We start from the raw sequence: 19254 nt of genomic DNA on the forward strand, positions 1-19254 counted from the left end.
TCAGTGCTCCTGCTTCCGTTGGGCCGCGATGTAGATCAACCCGAAGGCGAGTGCGGCCAGCAGCAGTATCGTCCCGACGGCCGAGGCTTCGGAGTAGCGGATGACCCCCGAGGCGCCCTTGCCGACCGACATGCCGTACGCCCAGGTGGCGAGCGTCTGGGACGTGCCGGTCCCCATTGACATGATCCAGATGATGTCGACGACCTTGAGCGTGTACACCAGGCCGAGGAGCAGGGTGATGAGCGTGACCGGGCGCAGCATCGGGAGGGTGATGCGCCAGAACTGCTGCCAGGGGGTGGCGCCGTCCATCGACGCGGCCTCGTACAGCTCCTTCGGGATGCCCTGGAGTCCCGAGTAGAGGATCACGAGGTTGAACGGGATGCCCAGCCAGATGTTCGCGATCGCCACCGACATCAGGGCGTTGTCCGCACTGAGCCACCACACCGGATCGGCTCCGAACAGACCGAGGAACGAGTTGAGGAGCCCGGCGTCCGGATTCATCATCCACTGCCAGGTGGTGCCCGAGACGATGATGGGCAGCAGCCACGGGACGAGGAACATGCCGCGAAGCGGCGCGGCCAGCCGGAACCCGCCGCGGTGGAAGAACACCGCGATCGTCAGCCCGATCAGGTACTGGAAGGCGAGTGAAACGGCGGTGAACACCGTGGTCTGCCACACGATCGTCCAGAACTGCGGGTGGTCGAACACGTCTCGGTAGATCTCGAGGCCGACGAACGGGGCACCGCCGTTGATGAAGGTGCCGCGGTCGAAGCGGTGCAGGCTCATCGTCAGGTTCTGGACGAGGGGGTAGGCGTAGAAGAGAAGGAGGTAGAGCACCAGCGGGATGACGAACGCGATCGCCGCCCAGTGGGCGCCGCGGCGTTTCGGCTTCACGGTCGCGCGCTCGGGCGTGGTCGGCGCCGCCGCGGTTCTCGTGGTCAGCGTGGTCATTCGAGTATCGCTCCGATCCGGTTGCGGTCGGTCGGCCCGCCCGAGGGCGGGCCGACGGCCCGTCAGAATCCGCCCGCGTCCTGGAACGCGGCCTCGACGGCGGCCTGGTCGCCCGCGGCGTTGAGCGCGGCCTGGATCGCCCCGGAGAGCGAGGCGGAGGCGTCGACGTACTCGCTGCCGAGATCGGTGGTGCGGCCCTGGGCGCCCTCGACCGCGGCGATCCACGGCTCCCACAGCGGCGACTGGGCCGCCTGCTCGGCGCGGACGTCGGGCTTGGCAGAGAGGTAGCCGAGCGTCTCATTGGTCTGGAACGCGGCCTCGCCTTCGGTCAGGCAGGCGATGACGGAAGCAGCGTTCGCGTAGTGGTCGGAGGCGTTCTCGGACTGGATCGGGGCCACGGCGAATTCGCCGCCGGTCGGCACCGGTGCGACGCCGCCGCCCCTCGTCGGGATCGGGATGACGCCGACCTCGAAGTTCGCTTCGGCCGCCGCCGCGGCGAACCATGAGCCGTTCTCGGCGAAGGCGTATTCGCCGGTGAGGAACAGGTCCCATGCCGCCGACTGGTTGTCGGTGGCCGCCGACTTGGGGGCCAGGCCTTCGCCGATCCAGTCGGAGAGGAGCTGTCCGGCGGCGACGGCCTCGTCCGAGGAGATGTCGGACAGGTCGGCGCCGGCGCCCCAGAACCAGGGAAGGAACTGGAAGACGCCCTCTTCCCCGGTGACGCCGGAGAAGGTGATGCCCTTGCCGCCGTCTGCGACGACCTGGGCCATCGCGGCGTTCAGGGAGTCCCAGTCGGTGACCGAGGCCGGGTCGACGCCGGCTTCGGCCAGCAGGTCGGCGTTGTAGTAGAGGCCGAGAGCGTTGGAGCCGAACGGCACGCCGTAGGCGGTGCCGTCGACGACGCCGGGGCCCATCAGGTTCTCGTCCACGCCACTGGTGTCGATGCCCGCCTGCGCTGCGGTCGCCAGCATTCCGGCGCCCACGGCCTCGGGCATCATCGGGTTGTCGAGCAGCACCACGTCGGGGGCGCCACCCTCTTTCACCGCGGTTGTGAGCTGGTTGAACAGGTCGGTCTGCGGAGCGCTGGTGCGGACGATCGTCGAACCTTCGGGTGCGCAGGACTTGACGTGCGCGTCCCACGCGGATCCGTCGGCGTGCTGGGGGTAGGGGTCCCAGAAGACGATCTCCGCAGTCGTGGAGCCTTCGCTCGCGTCGCCGCTCTCGCCTGGTTCAGGCGTGCCGCCGGAGCAGGCTCCCAGGGCGCCCATCGTCAGTGCGGCGCCGGCGGCGAGGCACCGGCGCAGAGTCGTGTTCGTCATGTTCATCGGCCTCTTCATCGAGTCGGTTTCGCCGGTGACTCGCTGGCTCGAGGGATTCCGATAGCCAGCGAACCGGTTCGCTGACGATGATGCCAGACCGAATGGCCGCCGTCAAGGCGAACCGGTTCGCTGGCTTGTTCGCCGGTCGAGCGTCGGCGCTACGTCCCCGGACGTGGCCTTACGCCACGGTTGCGACGCTGCCCTTGGCCTCGAGGTGCGGGACGACGAGCCGCTTCTGAGCAGGGCTCTCGGGCGAGGCGATCCGCTTGGCGAGCATCTCGACCGCGGCCTGGCAGACGGCCACCGGCTCGGACTCGACCGAGGTGAACGACAGGACGTAGAGCCGCGCGAGCTCGGCCGCGTGCAGCGAGACGACGCTCCGGTCGGCGGGCACTTCGAGCCCGAGGTCGTGAAGCGCGAAAGGCAGCATCGCGACGGCGGCGTCGTTGTGGATCAGCAGCGCACGGGGGTTCTCGGGGTCCTGAAGCACGGCGCGAAGACTCGCGCGCACCTGCTCTGGCCCCACCGGCACGGCGACGGGGACGAGCCGCAGGCCGCGTCGTTCGGCCCGCTCGCGGGCCGCACTGGCGAACCGGTTCGCGTAGGTGCTGCCCGAGGCGTACAGCTCTTCGGGCCATTCGACGAACAGCGCTTCGCGGTGGCCCGCGTCGGCGAGGTGGTCGACCAGCATTGAGGCCCCGGCGGCGAAGTCGAGGTCGACCGCGTCGACACCACGGGTGTCCTGGGGCATGCCGAGCAGGACCGCGGGGTAGCGCGCCTGGTTGATCGGTTCCAACCGCGGGTCGTCGTCGACCACGTTGAGCAGGATCAAGCCGTCGACCTGGCGGCCGGAGATCGCCCGCCGCACCGCCTCGACGCCGTCGGGCTCGGTCAGCAGCACGACCGAGTAGCCCTGCTCGCGCGCCGCGTCGGACAGGGCGATCAGGTACGCCGCCAGCGCCGGGCTGAACTCGGCTTCGTGGAAGCCGACGACGACGCCCAACGCCATGGTCCGCGAGGTCGCCAGCGCCCTGGCTCCGGCGTTGACCGAGAACTGGAGCTTGGCCACCGCCGCGTCGACCTTGGCCCGCGTCTCGGGGCTGACGTATTTGCGGCCGGTGAGGACCGAGGAGACGGTGCTGCGCGACACTCCGGCCTCACGTGCTACATCGCCGATCGTGGCCACGCTGCTCCTTCCGCTCCTCGCTCGAACTCGGTCCAGTGTACCGGTTCGCTAGAGGTCGGCCCGCGACTGAGTGGCGGCGGCAGGCTGAGCCGGCCGCCGCCACAAGGGATGATCAGACCGTGACGCAGAAGGTGGCGTCGGCGCGGTCCGTCGCATTCACGATCGGATCGAGCTGCAGCTCGAAGCCCGAGTGTCGCAGGTGCTGATCCGGGAAGTTGTACGACTGGAATGACGTACACCACTCATCGGCCAGACCGTCGACCATTCGGAACGTCGCGTCCTTGTCGAACAGCGCCGTGCCGTCGTCGGGCGCCAGCACGAGTTCGTAGAACGAGTGCCGCAGGTACTGGCCCGGGTGGTTCACCGATTCGAACGACACGTACCCGGCCGAGCCGTCCGCCAGGCCCGGCACCATCCGAAAACGCGCGTCGTCCTCGGGGGTGGGGTTCGGTTCCAGACGGACATTCGAGTTCGTATGCCGCACCAGACGATCCGGGTAGTTGAGCGATTGCAGTTCACGCCAGGCGACATCGCCGAACAGCGGGGTCACCGCGATCCGGTCGAGGTTGGGCGCGAAGCGCGAGCGCAGCAGTACGCCCGGCCAGGTGTCGGAGGCGTAGCTGGTCCCGTCGAACTGCGGTTTCTCCTCGCCGCGCACGACGATCGAGTTGACTCCGGCTTTGAGGTCGACCGGGACGGTGAGTTCCCAGAAGTTGTTCTCGTGGAAGGAGTGCGGGAAGACCACGCGGACCGGCTCGGCGCCGTTGATCGACACCAGGGCGTACCGGGCCACCGGGTCGGGGTTGTAGTGCGTGGCGGGCGACTGCTCCTCGTTGGAGTACCGGAAGGTCAGCGCGTACCTGCCGGCTTTCGACACCTCGACGTCGTTGAACGTCAGGGTGTTCCCGTTGCCGGGATCGCCGCCGATGCCCGTGACCGCGGCCCCGCCGGAGGCGAGGGACAGGCTCGTGGCCTCGGCGCTCCCGGCGACCGTGCCGTCCTCCGCCTCGTAGACGGCCCCGGTGGTCTCACTGGAAGGCGTCACGACGAGTCGGTCCACCTCGAGCCCTTGCGCGCCTTTGACGGTGACCTGGTTGATGCCGCCGAGCAGGAAGGCGTCGACGATGCCGCCCTGCCCGGTCGTCACCGTCTCACCGTTGACTTCGAGCTCGACCTTCCGGTCGCCGCGCGAGGCGATGTCGAGACGGGCGGTGGCGTCGTCCGGAGCGTAGACCCAGAAGGTCGCCTCTCCGCCGGACGGTACGGTGGCGGCACCCGGACCCGAGCCGTTGTGTCCGCTCATGTAGGTGGGGGCCGCGCCGCCGTCGAGCTCGGCGAACTCGGCCTCGTACACGTCGCCGGTGTAATCCGGGTGGGGCAGTGACAGGTCGATCTTGTCGAGGATGACGTCGCCGGTGATGGCTCCGGTCCCGTCGAGGCTGCGGGTGGCCAGGGTGATGACGTGGTCCCCGGCGGTGAGTTCGACGGTGGTGTCGGTGTGGTCCCACACGACCCACTTGTAGCCCAGGCTCAAGAAGAGCTCCTGCTCTGTGGCGGCGTCGCCGTCGACCCGCAGGAACATGTTCGTCGGCCCCTGGTCCTGCACTTCGGCGTCGGTGTTGAGGGAGCTGGCGAAGACGCTGAGGTCGTATACGCCGTCTTGGGGGACGCTGACGTTGAACTCGATCGCGTTGTTCGAGCCGGTCCGCATCCCGCCGACGTTGTAGCCGCCGGAGGTGTAGAACTTCGCCACCGCCGAAGGGGAACCTTCGGGGCCGTTGCGTTGCAGGCCCGTACCGGTCCACGTGGCGTTCTCGGCCTCGTACGTCGCCTCCCAGGCCTTCTGCGGGACGGCCGCATCGCCGGGAGCGACACTCGGGGTCACGATGACCTCGTAAGCGGACTCCGCGTTGAGCGCCGGAAGGCCGCCGGAGCCGAAGGTCAGTTCGGCGGTGCCGCCTGAGACCGCCAGGTCGACTTCTGCCACAGTGGAGGGTTGGGCCGAGTCGCCGATCTGGCCGCTCCAGCCGATCTCGCGAACGACCGCGTGCACGTTCTGGCCGAAGACCCCGGACGGGACGTTGTCGAGCGCGAGCGTGTACGCCCCGCTCGCGCCGCCGAGCAGGACGCGGGCCTGCCGCTTGTCGGTGTCGAGGGCCGCGACGCCTTGAAGGGTGTAGCTGACGCCAGGCCGCGGCGGCGTGACCGCGACGGTCTGCGCACCGTGCATCTGGCTGTAGGCGTGCAGGAGCCACCACTGGCCGTTGGCGCGGTTGGCCTGCACGGCCGAGTCGGAGAGGTTGCCGTCGATGTTCCAGTAGGCGATGTCGCCGTAGACCTTCTTGTCCTCCAGCGCGGAGATCCACTGGATCATCTGGCCGGGCACCGAGGTGTGGTAGTTGTACGCGTACTCGGTGATGTTGATCGGCAGTTCGGTGCCCGCATAGGGCGTGCCGGCGAAGAGCTCGGCCTCCCAGGCCCGATATTTGTCCACGTTGGACCTGATGGTGGCGGGAGCGGACAGCTCGTGCCACACCACCGCGTCCGGCACCGTCCCGGCTTGGACGGTGTGCGCCATGAAGCCTTCGACCTGGTTGTAGAGGGTGCTGGTGTTCGGTCCGCCGATGCGCGCCTCCGGCAGGATCGAGCGGATCTCCGCGTAGGCGCGGTCCCAGGCCGCGAAGAAGTATTGCGGGTCGTTCAGCCAGCTGACGCGGTTGTAGCTCCAGGTGCCGGTGCCGAACATGTTGCCCTCGGGCTCGTTGTACGGCATGAAGACGACGTTGTCCTGCTGGTCCGCCGGCAGGCCGGCCACCTGCTCGACCTGCAGCCGGATCTTCTCCATGTAGAGGTCGAGCTTCTCCTCCGGGGTGTCGCCGGGCCACTGGTAGGGGAAGCCGCGGTGGACGTCCGTCATGTAGATGTAGACGTCGCCGTTCGAGGCCTCCACCATCGGGCCGAGGACTTCGAGCGCGTCCGCGCCCGGGTGCTGCGGTCCGTCCTGGGCCTTGGTGGCGACCGTGGTCAGATCGATGCCGTCGATGAGGTTCTCGGAAGGGAGTCCCTCGTCGTACAGGCCGTAGAGGGTGCCCGACGCTCCTCCGAGGAAGTCGCCGGTGGTCTGGCCGAGATCGACCCTGATGACATCCGCTTCCTGGCCGGCGGCGGGCACCGCGGCCAAGGGGATGATCGCGGCCGCCGCGATGACGCTGCATATTCGCGCGGCTCGCCGTGCTCGTACGTTCATTTTCGCCTCACTCTCAACATTGAGAAGTCCGCCGCTCATCGACACTTCGAGCAGTGTCACTTGAGCGAACCGGTTCGCTGAACAACGTACCGGCTCTGATCAGCGGAAGCAAGAGCTTGGCGCACCGGTTCGGAATCGTGACCCGGCGACTCGCCGTCCTCCACCGGCGGATTTCACCCGATCAACGCTGAAGTACCCGACGCCCGATCCCGCATCCGGTCCGTGAGGGCGGCGGTACCGCCGGCCGGCCGCCCTGACCAGACCCCCGTCGGGCCGGTCGCGTCGATACCATCGAAACCATGCCCCAAGCGATCGAACAGTTGAACAAGGAACTGGCCGAAGCGAGAGAACTGTTGCACCGCAAACAGCACCACGAGCAGGTGTTGGCCCGGACCGAGCAGCAGGTGGCCTCCGCCGAAGCGGCGCTGAAACTCGCCGAAGAGCGAGCGGCCGGCGAGCAGAAGGACGTCGACCAGCTGGAGCGAGTGTCGTTCAGAGCATTGTGGGCGATGGTCAGCGGCTCCCGGGAGGAGCGAATCGATATCGAGCGGACCGAGGCAGCGGCCGCACGGATCCGGGTGCAGCAAGAGCGGGCCCGAGTCCGCTGGCTGATCCAGGACCGAGCGTCGCTCGAGACCGCCGGCGCCGAATTCGAGGCTGCGGAGGAACGGTTCCGCGAACTGCTGGCGGACAAGGAACGGACCGTGCTCATGCTGGGTCTGCCCGCAGGCGGCGAACTCGAGGCGATCGCAGCCCAGACGGCCGATCTGCGCGCCGAGCGGCGCGAACTCCAGGAGGCCTGCGACGCCGGGCGGCAGGCGCTAGCACGGGTCAACGAGATCGGGCGCCTGCTCAGCAGCGCCGGCACCGCCTCCGGCTGGGACCTGCTCGGAGGCGGCGAGCTGGTTAGCCAGTTCAAGTACGACAAGCTCGACTCGGCGGGCCGCGCTGTGGCCTACGCGCAGCGGGCGCTCGACGCGTTCAGCCGCGAGCTGGTCGACGTCGGTGTCGAGCAGCGTCACCGCGCCCCCGCGATCCCGAACAACTGGCTGACCGATGTGCTGTTCGACAACATCCTGACCGACGCGGTGCGCAGTGGGCAGATCCGCGACGCCACCGAGCAGTTCAGGGCCATCCGCGACTCGGTCCGGACGACGATCCGGTCACTGCGGGAACGGGACGCGGAGGCCGATCGAAGTCTCGTCCGGCTGCAGACCCGCAGGGAAACGCTGCTCGTCGAAGACTGACGCGTCGGCGGCGTACCCAGCCCTCGGCCGTGGGCAGAGTGTCGGCTATCCGGTCGGCACGGGTTCGGTCTCGAACTCGACGCCCACCTCGTTCGCGAGCTTGAGGGCGCCCATGAAGACCGCGTACGGCCCGATGCCCCAACGCGACAGCGCGACAATCGCGGTGCCTCGGACACGACGAGCACCGATCATGGTGCAGTCGACCGTGATCGGGCGGGTCCGACCGACGATCGAGAGATCCCCATCGACAGCGAACGCGTCGGGCGACCCGCTGATGTGAGTGGACACGAACCTGATATCCGGGTATTTCACGGCGTGCAGTAGCTGGTCGCCGCGCAGGGCCCGCACGATTTCCGCGCGATCGCCGTCCGTGAGGGGCTTGAGTCCCCCGGTGCCCTCGATGACGATCAGCGAGTTGACCTCGACTGCCATGGCCACGCTGCTCGAAGCGGGTTCGGTGGTATCGACCGAAGCCCTCCCGTGCCAACTCGAGGCTTCGATCGTCAGATCATGCCCAGCTCGCCGTCCCAGACCGGTACGACCGGTATGCAGGCTCAGCCGTCCGTGATCGGACCCGAAGACGTACGTGCCACCGTCTATTGCCATTCCAAGTCTCCAGGTAGCAGGGTCCAGAAATGCCTGCGCCAGCATGCCAGATCCCATAGCCGCCTGCGTCGCGTCCCGATCAGCGACGCCCTGACCGTGCACATCCGCGACATCGAGCGGCGCTCTCGTCCGTGCAATGGATGCGCAGCCTCTCCTGGAATCTGTCGATGACGAGCGGCGCAACGCAGGCTCCGCAGCGTCGAACGCCTTCTCAAAGGGCGGCCGCCGCAATGACCATGATCGCTCCGCCCGCCGCGAGCAGCAGGGCGGCGTTCTCCACGTGGCGGGCGTGGACGCGGGGCGCAAGGACACTGCCGAGAACGGCGCCCGCCCCGACCGCCGCGAGGATGCTGGCCCAGACGGAGAATGGGACCGCGACGCGGGGTGCGGCTGCAATGGCGATGACGTTGGTGACGGCGGAGGCGGCTTGCACGGTCGGCACGAACGTCGGTCCGCGCCAGGCGGTTCCGGCCGCGTAGACCGCCAGCGGCGGTCCGCTCAAGCCGGCGGCGACGCCGAAGGCCCCCGCGGCGGCTCCCGCCGAGATCCGGGCCAGCGTCGTGTCCCGCATCGGACGACCGTGCGCTCGAAGCCAGTACGTCAACGCGATCGCGGCCAGCACGATGACCCCGATGGCCGTTTGGACCACCGTCGGATCGACGCTTCGGAGCCGGTGCGCGACCGGGACGATCACGATCGCGGCGGTGGCGGCGATCGTGACGGCGCGGCGCAAGTCGACGAATCGGATCGCGCTCGCGAGAATCGTCAGGTTCAGCACGAGCGCGGCGATGTTGCTCAGCGGCACCGCGGTGGCGGGCCCGAAGACGAGGCTGAGCGCGGGCGCGCTGATGAGCGCGATGCCGATGCCGGTGATCCGCTGGGAGACGCTGCCGATCGCGACCACGATGCCGACCAGCGCGAGGGTGAGGGGGTCGATCACCGATCAGGCCGGCGGTTCGCGCGTCAGTCTGGTGGCGAAGGAGATCAGGTCGCCCCGGTAGTGGAGCAGCTCGTAGTCGATCGGGCGCTGACCGGTCGTGTACGTGGTCCGCGCTATGCGCAGCACCGGTGCGCCCGGCTCGGTCTCCAGCCTGGCGGCCAACCCGCCGTCGGCGACGATCGCCTCCAGCCGGTAGGTCGCCTCGATGAGCGGGATGCCGTACTTGTCCTCCAGCAGCCGGAAGATCGGTTCCTCGCTCAGGTCCTCCGAAGCGACTCGGGCGCCGATCTCCTCGGGCAGCCAGGTCTGGTCGAACGAGACCGGGTGGCCCTCGGCGAGTCGGACCCGCTCGATGAACCTCGCCTTGCCTCCGGCGGGAAGCCCCAGTGCGGCGGCCGCCTCGCGGTCGGCCGTCCGGACTTCGGAAGTGGTCACTCGGGCCGACGCACCGAGGCCGACGGCTTCCATGTCCTCGACGAAGCCGGTGAGCGCGGTCAGCTGCTGCTCGATCCGGGGCCGGGCGACGAAGGTCCCACGGCCCTGCTCGACGACGACCAGTCCGCGAGCCGCGAGGTTCTGGATCGCGTGTCGCACCGTGATCCGGCTGACCGCGAACTGCTGGATCAGTTCGTCCTCGGTGGGGAGTCGGTCGCCGGGTCGGAGGTCGTCGCGGATGCGGAGGGCGAGGGCGTCCTCGATCTGGGCGTACAAGGGCTGTCGCGGCATGGATTCAACATAACATCATAATGAATTTCCCAGGCGCGCCGCTCGCATCACCGCCCGAGCGACCTCAGGCAGCGTGTCGTGCGGGCGGACCACCGCCCAGAAGTCCCTTCCGAGATCGAGGCCGGTGACCTCGACGCCCACCAGCCGGCCCTCGGCGAGTTCGGGCCGCAGGCTCAGTTCGGAGAGGACGACCGGACCGACGCCGGCCGCCGCGGCCGCCTTCAAGGCGGCGTTCGAGGCGAGGGTCGTGCCCGGGGTCAGGGTGAGGCCGTGCGCTGCGAGCGCGGATTCGAGGGTGTCCCGGGTTCCCGATCCGATCTCGCGGACCAGTACACCGGCCTCCGCGAGTTCACGCGGTCCGATGCCGTCCCGGTCGGCCCATGGGTGCGAGGGAGGGACCGCCACCAGGAGCCGGTCGCCGCCGATCCGGTGCCGGCGCAGACCGGGGAGGCGAGTCGAGGTCTCCACGAACCCCAAGGCCGCCTTGCCTTCGCGGACCAGGGCGGCGACCTCGGTGGAGTTCCCGACGGTGACCGTGAGGTGGACCTCGGGATGATGCCGCGTCATGTCGGCGAGCCAGGCCGGCGCGCGGTGCTCGGCGATCGTCATGCTCACCGCCACCGACATGTCGTGGCGCTGGGTCGTGCGGAGCATGGCGACCGAGGTCGTGAAGTTCTGCGCGGCGCTGAGCAGGAGGGTCGCCCAGTCCACCACCACCTTGCCGGCGGGGGTGAGCGCGGTGCCCCGGTTCGAACGGATCAGGATCGGGACGCCGAGCTGCCGTTCGAGACGGGTCATCCGGCGGCTCGCCTGGGGCTGGGAAAGGCCGTGTGCGGCGGCCGCCGCCCCGATGCTCCCGTGGGTGGCGACGTCGGCGAGCAACTGGAGATCCGCCAGGTCGGGGACGCTTGCCATGCGTGGAGTGTATGGCAGGGATGCCGAATCGACGACTACCGCACGACCGCGGCCGCTCATAACTTGAGCGCATGACCGCACCCCCGGGACCGCTGCTCCCCCGCACCTCCGAACCCGTGATCGCCCTCGGCTGGTTGACGTTCGGCGTCGCCGGCTCCTGGCTTGCACACCTGCTCGTCCCGGCCGTGGGACTCCTGACCTGGGCGATCGTGCTCGGCCTGGCGGCCGGCAACACCCGCGCCGTGCGACAGGGCGTCCGCCTCCCGCTGGCCGCCTTCACCAAACGCCTCCTCCGAGCCGGCGTCGTACTGCTCGGGCTGGGGCTGTCGGTCGGCGCCGTCCTCTCCCTCGGTTTCCCGATACTCGGGCTGGTGGCCGCGGTCCTGGTGCTCACCCTGGCGGCGACGACGTGGCTCGGGCTTCGCCTGGGGCTCGGCGGTCCGCGGAGTCTGCTTCTGGGGACCGGGTTCGCGATCTGCGGGGCCTCCGCGATCGCGGCGATGGAGGAGCACGCCGACGCCAGTGAGGAGGACGTCGCCGTCGCGGTCGGAATGGTGACCCTCTTCGGGACGGCCGCCATGGTCGCCCTACCACTGCTGCGACATCCGCTGGGGTTGTCGGACGCCGCTTTCGGCGTCTGGGTCGGCGCCAGCGTGCACGAAGTCGGCCAGGTCGTCGGGGCCGCCAGCGGCGCCGGTGCCTTCGCGCTGGGACTCGCGGTGGTCGTCAAACTGACCCGGGTGTTGCTGCTGGCTCCGGTGGTGTTGGCGGTCGCGACGTGGCAGCGTCGGCGGGTCCGGCGCACCGGGGGCGCGGTGCCGCCGGTGATGCCGATGTTCGTCGTCGGGTTCCTGCTCTGCGTTGCCGTGCGCGCAACGGGATTGCTCCCGGACGGTCTTCTTGCGGCAGTGGGGGTGCTGCAGCAGGTGGCGCTTGCCGCCGCACTGTTCGGGATGGGTACCGCTGTCCGGCTCCGGGCCTTGGCCGCCCGCAGCGGTCCGGCGCTGGCGGTGGCCGCCGCCTCGACGCTGCTCATCGCCGGGATCTCCCTGGCGGGCGTCCTGGTGCTGGCATGACGCCGGTCTCGCCTTCCCCCTGGTCATTGGCCGCGGAATCGCCCTGGCGGAACCCGCCGTATTCGCGGCGGATCTCACTCGACGGCACCATTCCCACTGTTCAAAGCAGGGGTGCAGGTCAGAGAGGGTGGCGTAACCGTCGAGAAACTGCAGCAGGTGCCAGTGTGAAACCCACCACCCGAAGTATCTGCCACATGAGAGCCACCAAGACGGGACCGACGGTAGCGGACGGACGACGCTCCGGGCCGGTCCGACGCATCCGGGACGTGCTGCGCACCCGGATCCTCGAGGGCGTCTACGGCGCCCGGCCGCTGCCGTCCGAGGCCCACTTGGCAATGGAGTTCAACGCCAGCCGCAACGTGGTCCGCGAGGTGCTCGCGCTGCTCCGCGACGAAGGACTGGTCACCCGGATCCAGGGCTCCGGCACGTTCGTGGTCTCGGCGAAATGCGACCACGGACTCGACCGGCTCCGCGGACTGGCCGAGACCTTCGAAGCGCGCCACCCGCGCGTCGCCAACCGGATCCTGCTGGCCGAGCTCGTCCCCGCGGTGCCGCTCGTCGCCGAGCGGCTGGGGGTCGAGCCCGGCGCACCGGTGGTGGTCCTGGAGCGGCTCCGGATCCTCGACGGCGAACCGGTGTCGCTCGACGCCAGCTACCTGCCCGCAGATGTGGGCGAGCCGCTGCTGGGCCAGGACCTGGAGCACCGCGACGTCTTCGCGATCATCGAATCCGAACTCGGGCTGCCGCTCGGCGAGGCCCGGGTCGTCATCGAATCGGTCGCGGCCGATCCGGCCGTCGCCGGAGTCCTGGAGGTCCCCGTCGGTTCCCCGCTGCTCTTCGTGGAGCGGCTCGCCTACACCTGCGACGGGCGACCGGTCGACCTCGAGTTCCTCCGCTTCCGCGGTGACCGGATCTCCTTGTCGACCATGATCGTCCGCCGCCCCTTCCACAATCCGTTCCTCCCAGAGCCCGGCGAACGCCCGGGAGAGAGAAAGTGAGTGACCCGATGGAGATTCCCCACGTGGCCGACCGGCGCCATCTCGAATGCGACGTGCTCGTCGTCGGCGGCGGCACCGCCGGCACGATGGCAGCGCTCACCGCGGCGCGCCACGGCGCTTCGGTGCTGATCATGGAAAAGGCCCACGTCCGGCACTCCGGTGCGCTCGCGATGGGCATGGACGGGGTCAACAACGCCGTCGTGCCCGGCAAGGCCACCCCCGAGGACTACGTCGCCGACATCACCATCGCCAATGACGGCATCATCAACCAGCGGACGATCTACCAGACCGCGACGCGCGGCTTCGAGATGGTGCAGCGCTTGGAGTCCTACGGCGTGAAGTTCGAGAAGGACGAGCACGACGAGTACGCCGTCCGCAAAGTGCACCGCTCCGGCAGCTACGTCCTGCCGATGCCTGAAGGCAAAGAGGTCAAGAAGGTCCTCTACCGGGAGCTCCGGTCCCGAGGCGTCCGCGCCAAAGTCCAGATGACCAACCGGGTGATGCCGGTCCGAGTGCTCACCGAGAACGGCAGAGCGGTCGGCGCGGTCGGCTTCGACACCCGCAGCGGCGAGTTCGTCACCGTCGCGGCCGGGGCGGTCATCCTGGCCGCCGGCGCGTGCGGCCGCCTCGGCCTCCCCGCCAGCGGCTACCTCTACGGCACCTATGAGAACCCGACCAACGCCGGCGACGGCTACGCGATGGCCTACCACGCGGGCGCCGAACTCAGCGGCATCGAATGCTTCCAGATCAACCCGCTCATCAAGGACTACAACGGCCCGGCCTGCGCCTACGTCGCGAATCCCTTCGGCGGCTACACCGTCAACGGCGAAGGCAACCGGTTCGTCGACTGCGACTACTGGTCGGGCCAGATGATGGCCGAGGTGAAACGCGAGATCGACAGCTCCCGCGGGCCCATCTACCTGAAGCTGAGCCACCTCCCCGACGCCACGATCTCGGAGATCGAGGGGATCCTGCACACCACCGAGCGGCCCACCCGCGGCACCTTCCACGCCGGCCGCGGCACCGACTACCGCGAACGCGACATCGAGATGCACATCTCGGAGATCGGACTGTGCAGCGGCCACTCGTCATCGGGCGTGTGGGTCGACGAGCACGCCCGAACCACCGTGGCCGGCCTGTACGCCGCGGGCGACATGGCCTGCGTGCCGCACAACTACATGATCGGCGCCTTCGTCTACGGGGACATCGCCGGTGAAGACGCGGCGGCCTACGCGAAGGGCGCGGCTCGCCCCGAGCTGCCCGAGGACCAGATCGCCGCCGCCCACGAACTGATCTACAAGCCCGCGTCCAATCCGGACGGTCCGCCGCAGCCCCAGGTGGAGTACAAACTCCGGCGGTTCGTCAACGACTACCTGCAACCGCCCAAGACGGAGCGGCACCTGTCACTGGGGTTGGAGGCGTTCGAGCGGATGCGCACCGACATCGACCAGATGGGCGCGCGGACGCCGCACGAGCTGATGCGCTGCGCTGAGGTCACCTTCATCCGCGACTGCGCCGAGATGGCCGCCCGCGCCTCCATGACCCGCACCGAGAGCCGCTGGGGCCTCTACCACTCCCGCGACGATTGGCCGCTCCAGGACGATGAGAACTGGTTCTGCCACTTGAACCTCAGCAAAGACTCGTCCAGCGGGGAAATGCGGTTCGACCGGCGGCCGGTGGCGCCGTACATCGTGCCGGTCCCCGGATTCGTCAGGCCCGACGGCGTCCCGGACGCGGCCGCGCCGCGCGCCGGCGAGCTCGCGGCGGCCTGGCGATGAGCGCGCAGAGCGGCCGGATCCTGGCCCTGCTGGAACTCGTGGACGAAGCCCCGGACGTCGAAGACCTGTCCGCCTACCTCGCCGATCCGGACCCGGAGGTGCGGCGCACCGCCCTCTCGGTGCTGAGCGAGGCCGCCGGCGACTGGGCGGAGGCCTCACCGGTGTTCGCCTCGGCACTCCTGGACGACGAGGCGGCCGTGCGCCTTCGCGCAGCCGACCTGCTGCGCGAACTGCGAGAGGTCATCGAGCCGAGCCCCGCGTTCGAGTCCGGCCTGCGGGCGGCCCTCGACCACCCCGAGGCCGCGATCCGGGTCGCGGCGATCGGTGCACTGTGGCGGCACCGCCTCACCGGCGAGGCGGAACTCGGCGCGGCCCTGCGCGACCCCGACGAGCGGGTGCGCCGCGAAGTGGTGCTCGGGATGGTTTCGCTGGACGATCTCGACGGCCTCGCCGTCGCCTCCGCCGACGCGTCGCCCCGGGTGCGGATCGCCGCCGCCCGTGGTGTGGGCGCCGTCGGCGACCCGCGCGGGATCGCCACCCTCACCCGGATGCACGACGATGAGGATTCGCTGGTCCGTGCCGCCGCATTGGGCGCACTGGCGCAGACCGGCTGCACCGACGACGCGGCCGGTCTCGCGGTCAGGGCCCTCGACGATCCCTCCTGGGAGGTCCGCCAGGCCGCGGCGACCGCGCTGGCCGAATCGAGCGTTTCAGCCACTGTGGACCCGCTCATCACGGCCTCGACCGATCCGAACCTCGATGTCAGGAAGGCCGCTGTCAAGGCGCTCATGCCTCGACTGGCCGACCACCCGCAGGTGCGCGAGGCCCTGCTCCGCGCCCAAGGAGACGTGGACGCCGATGTCCGCGCCTACGCCCGCATAGCCCTGGAAGCCCACCCCGACCCCCGCGGCTGAATCTTCGGCCGCACCCCCCACGAGAGGAACCATCATGGCTCAAGCGAACTTCCGCGCCGACGTCCCGGTCACCGTCGACGAGGCCAAGTGCATCGACGGCTGCACCCTCTGCGTCGACATGTGCCCGTTGGACTCCCTGGCGATCCACCCGGAGACCAAGAAGGCCTACATGCACGTCGACGAATGCTGGTACTGCGGCCCCTGCGCCGCCCGCTGCCCCGTCGACGCCGTCACCGTCAACATCCCCTACCTGCTCCGCTGAAGGAGGCCGATCATGAACACGAACCGGAAGATCGGGGCCGCCTTCGCCATCGGCGCACTCCTGAGCACCACCGCCTGCGCCGCCGCCGGAGCCGAGGACGGCGTCGTCCCGGTGGCCGTCGGCTACCAGTCCAAGACCATCAACACGGTCACCGCGGGCACCCTGATGAAAGAACTCGGGCTCTTCGAGGAGCACCTCGACGCCGCCGCCGAGAAGACCGGCGAGACGTACGACCTGACCTGGCACGACTTCGCCTCCGGGCCGCCGCTGACCGCCGAGATGATCGCCGGAAAAGTCCACATCGGATCGATGGGCGACTTCCCGCTCTCGGTCAACGGCGCCAAGACCGCCGAGTACGACGACGTCAAGACCAGCTGGGTGAGCGTCACCGGCTACAACCTCAGCGGCTCGCTGAACCAGATCGTGGTCCCGAACTCGTCCGACGCGACGACGCTCACCGACCTGGAGGGCAAGGTCATCTCGACCAGCCTCGGCTCGACCGCGCACGGCAACCTGGTGAGCGCGCTCGCAGCGGCCGGCCTGTCGCCCGACGACGTCGAACTGCTCGGCCAGGACCCGCCGGTCGGCGTCACCGCCCTGGAGTCGGACCAGGTCGACGCACTCGCGCAGTTCGTCCCGTTCCCCCAGCGCGTCATCTTCTCCGGTGAGGGCCGGCTGCTGCACGACGGCGACACAGGGGTTCCCACCTTCCACGGCGTGGTCGCGTCGGACGCGTACACCGATGAGCATCCCGAAGTGCTGCAAGCGTTCCTGGCCGCGCAGCAGGAGGCCGAGGAGTTCCTTCACGAGCATCCGCTGGAAGCCGCGATGATGGTCGCTGAGGCCACCGGGCTCCCGCCGGAGGTGGTCTACCTCTACAACGGCCCGAACGGGGCGGTCACCTTCGACATGACCATCAAGGACGTACTCGTCGGCGCGGTCGAGACCGGCCTGCCGTTCCTGCAGGAACTCGGCGCTCTCGAAACACTCGACCTCGACGAGTTCGTCGATGAGGATCCGCTGCGCGAACGCTACGGCGCGGCATACGAGGAGACCAAGGCCTCGCTGGCCAACCCGTCGGCGATCACCGGCCACGACGAGATCTGCGACCTCGACGTCGCCGACCCCGCCACCGCCTCCGAGGCCTGGCCCGCAGGCGAGGAGTCCACGCAGGTCGCCGCCACCCCGACCTGCCTGCTCCGACTGGTCGCGCAGGGCGGCGAGTACCGAGCGCTCTACGTCCCTGACACCTCCTCGGGGAACCGGATCTTCGGCGAGCACGCGACCTGGGTGAGCGACCCGAGCGCGGACGAGAACGCGACCCTGCTGCCGTTCGGCACCGTCGCCGACGCCGACGCGTACGCCATCGAACATGCCGGCTCGCAGGTCATCGATTACCAGACCGCTCTCACCAGCGTCTGACCGAGCGGAAGGAACCGAACCCCCATGACGACCACACAGGAACGGCCGACGGCCGATCTCCTCTCGACCCCCGAGACGACCGGGGCCCGGGCGGCGACGGTGCCGCCGAACCGCTCGCGCCTCCGGGCGATCCGCCGGCTCCTGCCGGCGGTCCCGATCCTCGCCGCCCTCGCGGCGTGGCAGCTGCTCACCCACCACGACGTGGTCGCATGGCTGCGATTCGACAAGCTGCCCGGCCCCGCGGAGGTCGGCGCCTCGATCCAGCTGCAACTGGAGACGCCGGTCTTCTACCGGCACGTCCTCGCCAGCCTGGGGCGCATCCTCACCGGCTTCGCGCTCGCCGGCGTGATCGGCGTACTGGTCGGGATCGCCATCGGACGGTCGAGAACGACCGCCGCATTGGTCCGGCCCCTGATCGAGGTGGCGCGACCGGTCCCGGCCATCGCGCTGGTCCCGATCGCCATCCTGCTCTTCCCGACCGGCGAACAGGGGATCGTGTTCATCACCGCTTTCGCGGCGTTCTTCCCGATCACGGTGGCGACGATCCACGCCATGAAGACACTCCCTCCGGTATGGACCGACGCGGCCCGGACGCTCGGAGCGAACCGCTGGCAGGTGCTCGTGCACGTGGTCTTCCCCGGCGCGATGCCGTCCATCTTCTCCGGACTGTCAGTGAGCATGGGCGTCGCCTGGATCTGCGTCATCAGCGCCGAGATGATCTCCGGCCAGTTCGGCGTCGGCTACTGGACCTGGATGTCCTACTCGCTGCTCGACTACGCGGGCGTGGTCACCGGGATGCTCACCATCGGCCTGCTCGGCTTCACGACCTCGTGGGCGATCGAGCGGATCGGCCGCCGGGTCAACCGGTGGCTGCCAGGGGAGGGCATGTGAGCACCGCGATCGCGACCGGGGCCCGCGTCGAACTCCGCGACGTGCGCATCGACTACGCCGACGGCCCCGCGGCCGAAATCGACCTCGTCGTCGAACCCGGCGAGGTGGTCATCCTGCTGGGGCCCTCGGGCTGCGGCAAGTCGACCATCCTCCGCGCCCTCGCCGGCCTCCAGCCCGTCGCCGCAGGCGCGGCCCGCGTCGACGGCGAACCACACGACCATCCCGACACCAAGTGCGCCATGGTCTTCCAAGAAGACGCCCTGCTGCCGTGGCGGACCGCGCGGCGCAACGTCGAGTTCGCGCTCGCCATGCGCGGCGTGCCCCGCAGACAACGGCGCGGCATCGCCGCCGGCCTGCTCGACCAGGTGGGCCTCACCGGATTCGCCGACCACCTGCCGCGGCGGCTCTCGGGCGGCATGCGCCAGCGCGTGCAGCTGGCCCGGACCTTGGCCGCCGAACCGCGAGTGCTGCTCATGGACGAGCCGTTCGGAGCGCTCGACGCCCAGACCCGCTTGGAGATGCAACGACTCCTCGTCTCGGTCTGGCGGCGCCACCGCACCACGATTCTGTTCGTGACCCACGACGTCGACGAGGCGCTCCTGCTGGGCGATCGGGTGGTCGTCCTGACCTCCCGCCCCGCCCGGGCGGCCCGCATCGTCGACGTGGCCCGCCCACGGCAGGCGGGCGCCCAGCTCGGGCCGGAGTTCGCCGGTCAGCGCCAGGAGATCCTCGCGCTACTCGGCCACTCCCCCGACCTCCCCCAGTCCTGACCCCAG

The 19254-nt window shown here is 69.5% G+C and carries 15 protein-coding genes and 1 pseudogene; 8 read left to right on the forward strand and 8 right to left on the reverse strand.

The genetic code is table 11. The features are described from left to right. The 4 genes from JHY01_RS05850 to JHY01_RS05865 form a co-directional block, all read right to left on the reverse strand. The gene (locus JHY01_RS05850; RefSeq protein ID WP_205324676.1) at positions 1 to 951 is read right to left on the reverse strand and encodes a carbohydrate ABC transporter permease; all 951 of its coding nucleotides are present in this window, start codon (positions 949 to 951) and stop codon (positions 1 to 3) included. 62 nt (positions 952 to 1013) lie between these two features. Next, positions 1014 to 2270, reverse strand: coding sequence for an ABC transporter substrate-binding protein (locus JHY01_RS05855; RefSeq protein WP_205324677.1), 1257 nt, complete (start codon positions 2268 to 2270; stop codon positions 1014 to 1016). 178 nt (positions 2271 to 2448) lie between these two features. After that, positions 2449 to 3456 carry a LacI family DNA-binding transcriptional regulator gene (locus JHY01_RS05860; RefSeq protein WP_205324678.1) on the reverse strand — a complete coding sequence of 336 codons (1008 nt, stop codon included), beginning with the start codon at positions 3454 to 3456 and terminating at the stop codon, positions 2449 to 2451. A gap of 112 nt (positions 3457 to 3568) precedes the next feature. Continuing rightward, entirely contained in the window at positions 3569 to 6703 is a 3135-nt protein-coding gene (locus tag JHY01_RS05865; RefSeq protein WP_205324679.1) for an AbfB domain-containing protein, read from the reverse strand. A gap of 299 nt (positions 6704 to 7002) precedes the next feature. Here JHY01_RS05865 and JHY01_RS05870 point away from each other — a divergent pair, with 299 nt between their 5' ends. After that, positions 7003 to 7950, forward strand: coding sequence for a hypothetical protein (locus JHY01_RS05870; protein WP_205324680.1), 948 nt, complete (start codon positions 7003 to 7005; stop codon positions 7948 to 7950). 45 nt (positions 7951 to 7995) lie between these two features. On the opposite strand, the gene JHY01_RS05875 is transcribed toward JHY01_RS05870, so the two are convergent. From JHY01_RS05875 to JHY01_RS05890, 4 genes are all read right to left on the reverse strand, one after another. After that, positions 7996 to 8601, reverse strand: coding sequence for a YceI family protein (locus tag JHY01_RS05875; RefSeq protein ID WP_205324681.1), 606 nt, complete (start codon positions 8599 to 8601; stop codon positions 7996 to 7998). A 166-nt stretch (positions 8602 to 8767) separates the two neighbouring features. Then, complete coding sequence (locus JHY01_RS05880) at positions 8768 to 9496, reverse strand: TSUP family transporter (protein ID WP_205324682.1); 729 nt, start codon at positions 9494 to 9496, stop codon at positions 8768 to 8770. Positions 9497 to 9499: 3 nt separating this feature from the next. After that, positions 9500 to 10222 carry a GntR family transcriptional regulator gene (locus JHY01_RS05885; RefSeq protein ID WP_205324683.1) on the reverse strand — a complete coding sequence of 241 codons (723 nt, stop codon included), beginning with the start codon at positions 10220 to 10222 and terminating at the stop codon, positions 9500 to 9502. A gap of 15 nt (positions 10223 to 10237) precedes the next feature. Then, positions 10238 to 11137, reverse strand: a complete 900-nt coding sequence (locus JHY01_RS05890; RefSeq protein ID WP_205324684.1) for a LysR family transcriptional regulator — start codon at positions 11135 to 11137, stop codon at positions 10238 to 10240. 71 nt (positions 11138 to 11208) lie between these two features. On the opposite strand from JHY01_RS05890, the gene JHY01_RS05895 reads away from it, so the two are divergent. From JHY01_RS05895 to JHY01_RS05930, 7 genes and pseudogenes are all read left to right on the forward strand, one after another. Then, complete coding sequence (locus JHY01_RS05895; protein WP_205324685.1) at positions 11209 to 12213, forward strand: YeiH family protein; 1005 nt, start codon at positions 11209 to 11211, stop codon at positions 12211 to 12213. Between the two features lie 194 nt (positions 12214 to 12407). Continuing rightward, positions 12408 to 13211 carry a GntR family transcriptional regulator gene (locus JHY01_RS05900; RefSeq protein WP_205324686.1) on the forward strand — a complete coding sequence of 268 codons (804 nt, stop codon included), beginning with the start codon at positions 12408 to 12410 and terminating at the stop codon, positions 13209 to 13211. A gap of 8 nt (positions 13212 to 13219) precedes the next feature. Next, positions 13220 to 15903 (forward strand): annotated as a pseudogene (locus JHY01_RS05905) (fumarate reductase/succinate dehydrogenase flavoprotein subunit). 34 nt (positions 15904 to 15937) lie between these two features. Then, a complete protein-coding gene (locus JHY01_RS05915; protein ID WP_205324689.1) occupies positions 15938 to 16165 on the forward strand; it encodes a ferredoxin family protein in 228 nt (75 codons plus the stop codon). A 12-nt stretch (positions 16166 to 16177) separates the two neighbouring features. Beyond that, positions 16178 to 17587, forward strand: a complete 1410-nt coding sequence (locus tag JHY01_RS05920) for an ABC transporter substrate-binding protein (protein ID WP_205324690.1) — start codon at positions 16178 to 16180, stop codon at positions 17585 to 17587. 24 nt (positions 17588 to 17611) lie between these two features. Next, positions 17612 to 18478 (forward strand): ABC transporter permease, encoded by an 867-nt coding sequence (locus JHY01_RS05925; RefSeq protein WP_205324691.1) that lies wholly within the window; start codon positions 17612 to 17614, stop codon positions 18476 to 18478. Next, positions 18475 to 19248 carry an ABC transporter ATP-binding protein gene (locus tag JHY01_RS05930; protein ID WP_205324692.1) on the forward strand — a complete coding sequence of 258 codons (774 nt, stop codon included), beginning with the start codon at positions 18475 to 18477 and terminating at the stop codon, positions 19246 to 19248. Before JHY01_RS05925 ends, JHY01_RS05930 begins: the two co-directional genes overlap by 4 nt. The last annotated feature ends 6 nt before the right edge of the window (positions 19249 to 19254 follow it).

Source organism: Glycomyces sp. YM15 (assembly GCF_016918015.1).
GTDB lineage: Bacteria > Actinomycetota > Actinomycetes > Mycobacteriales > Micromonosporaceae > Glycomyces.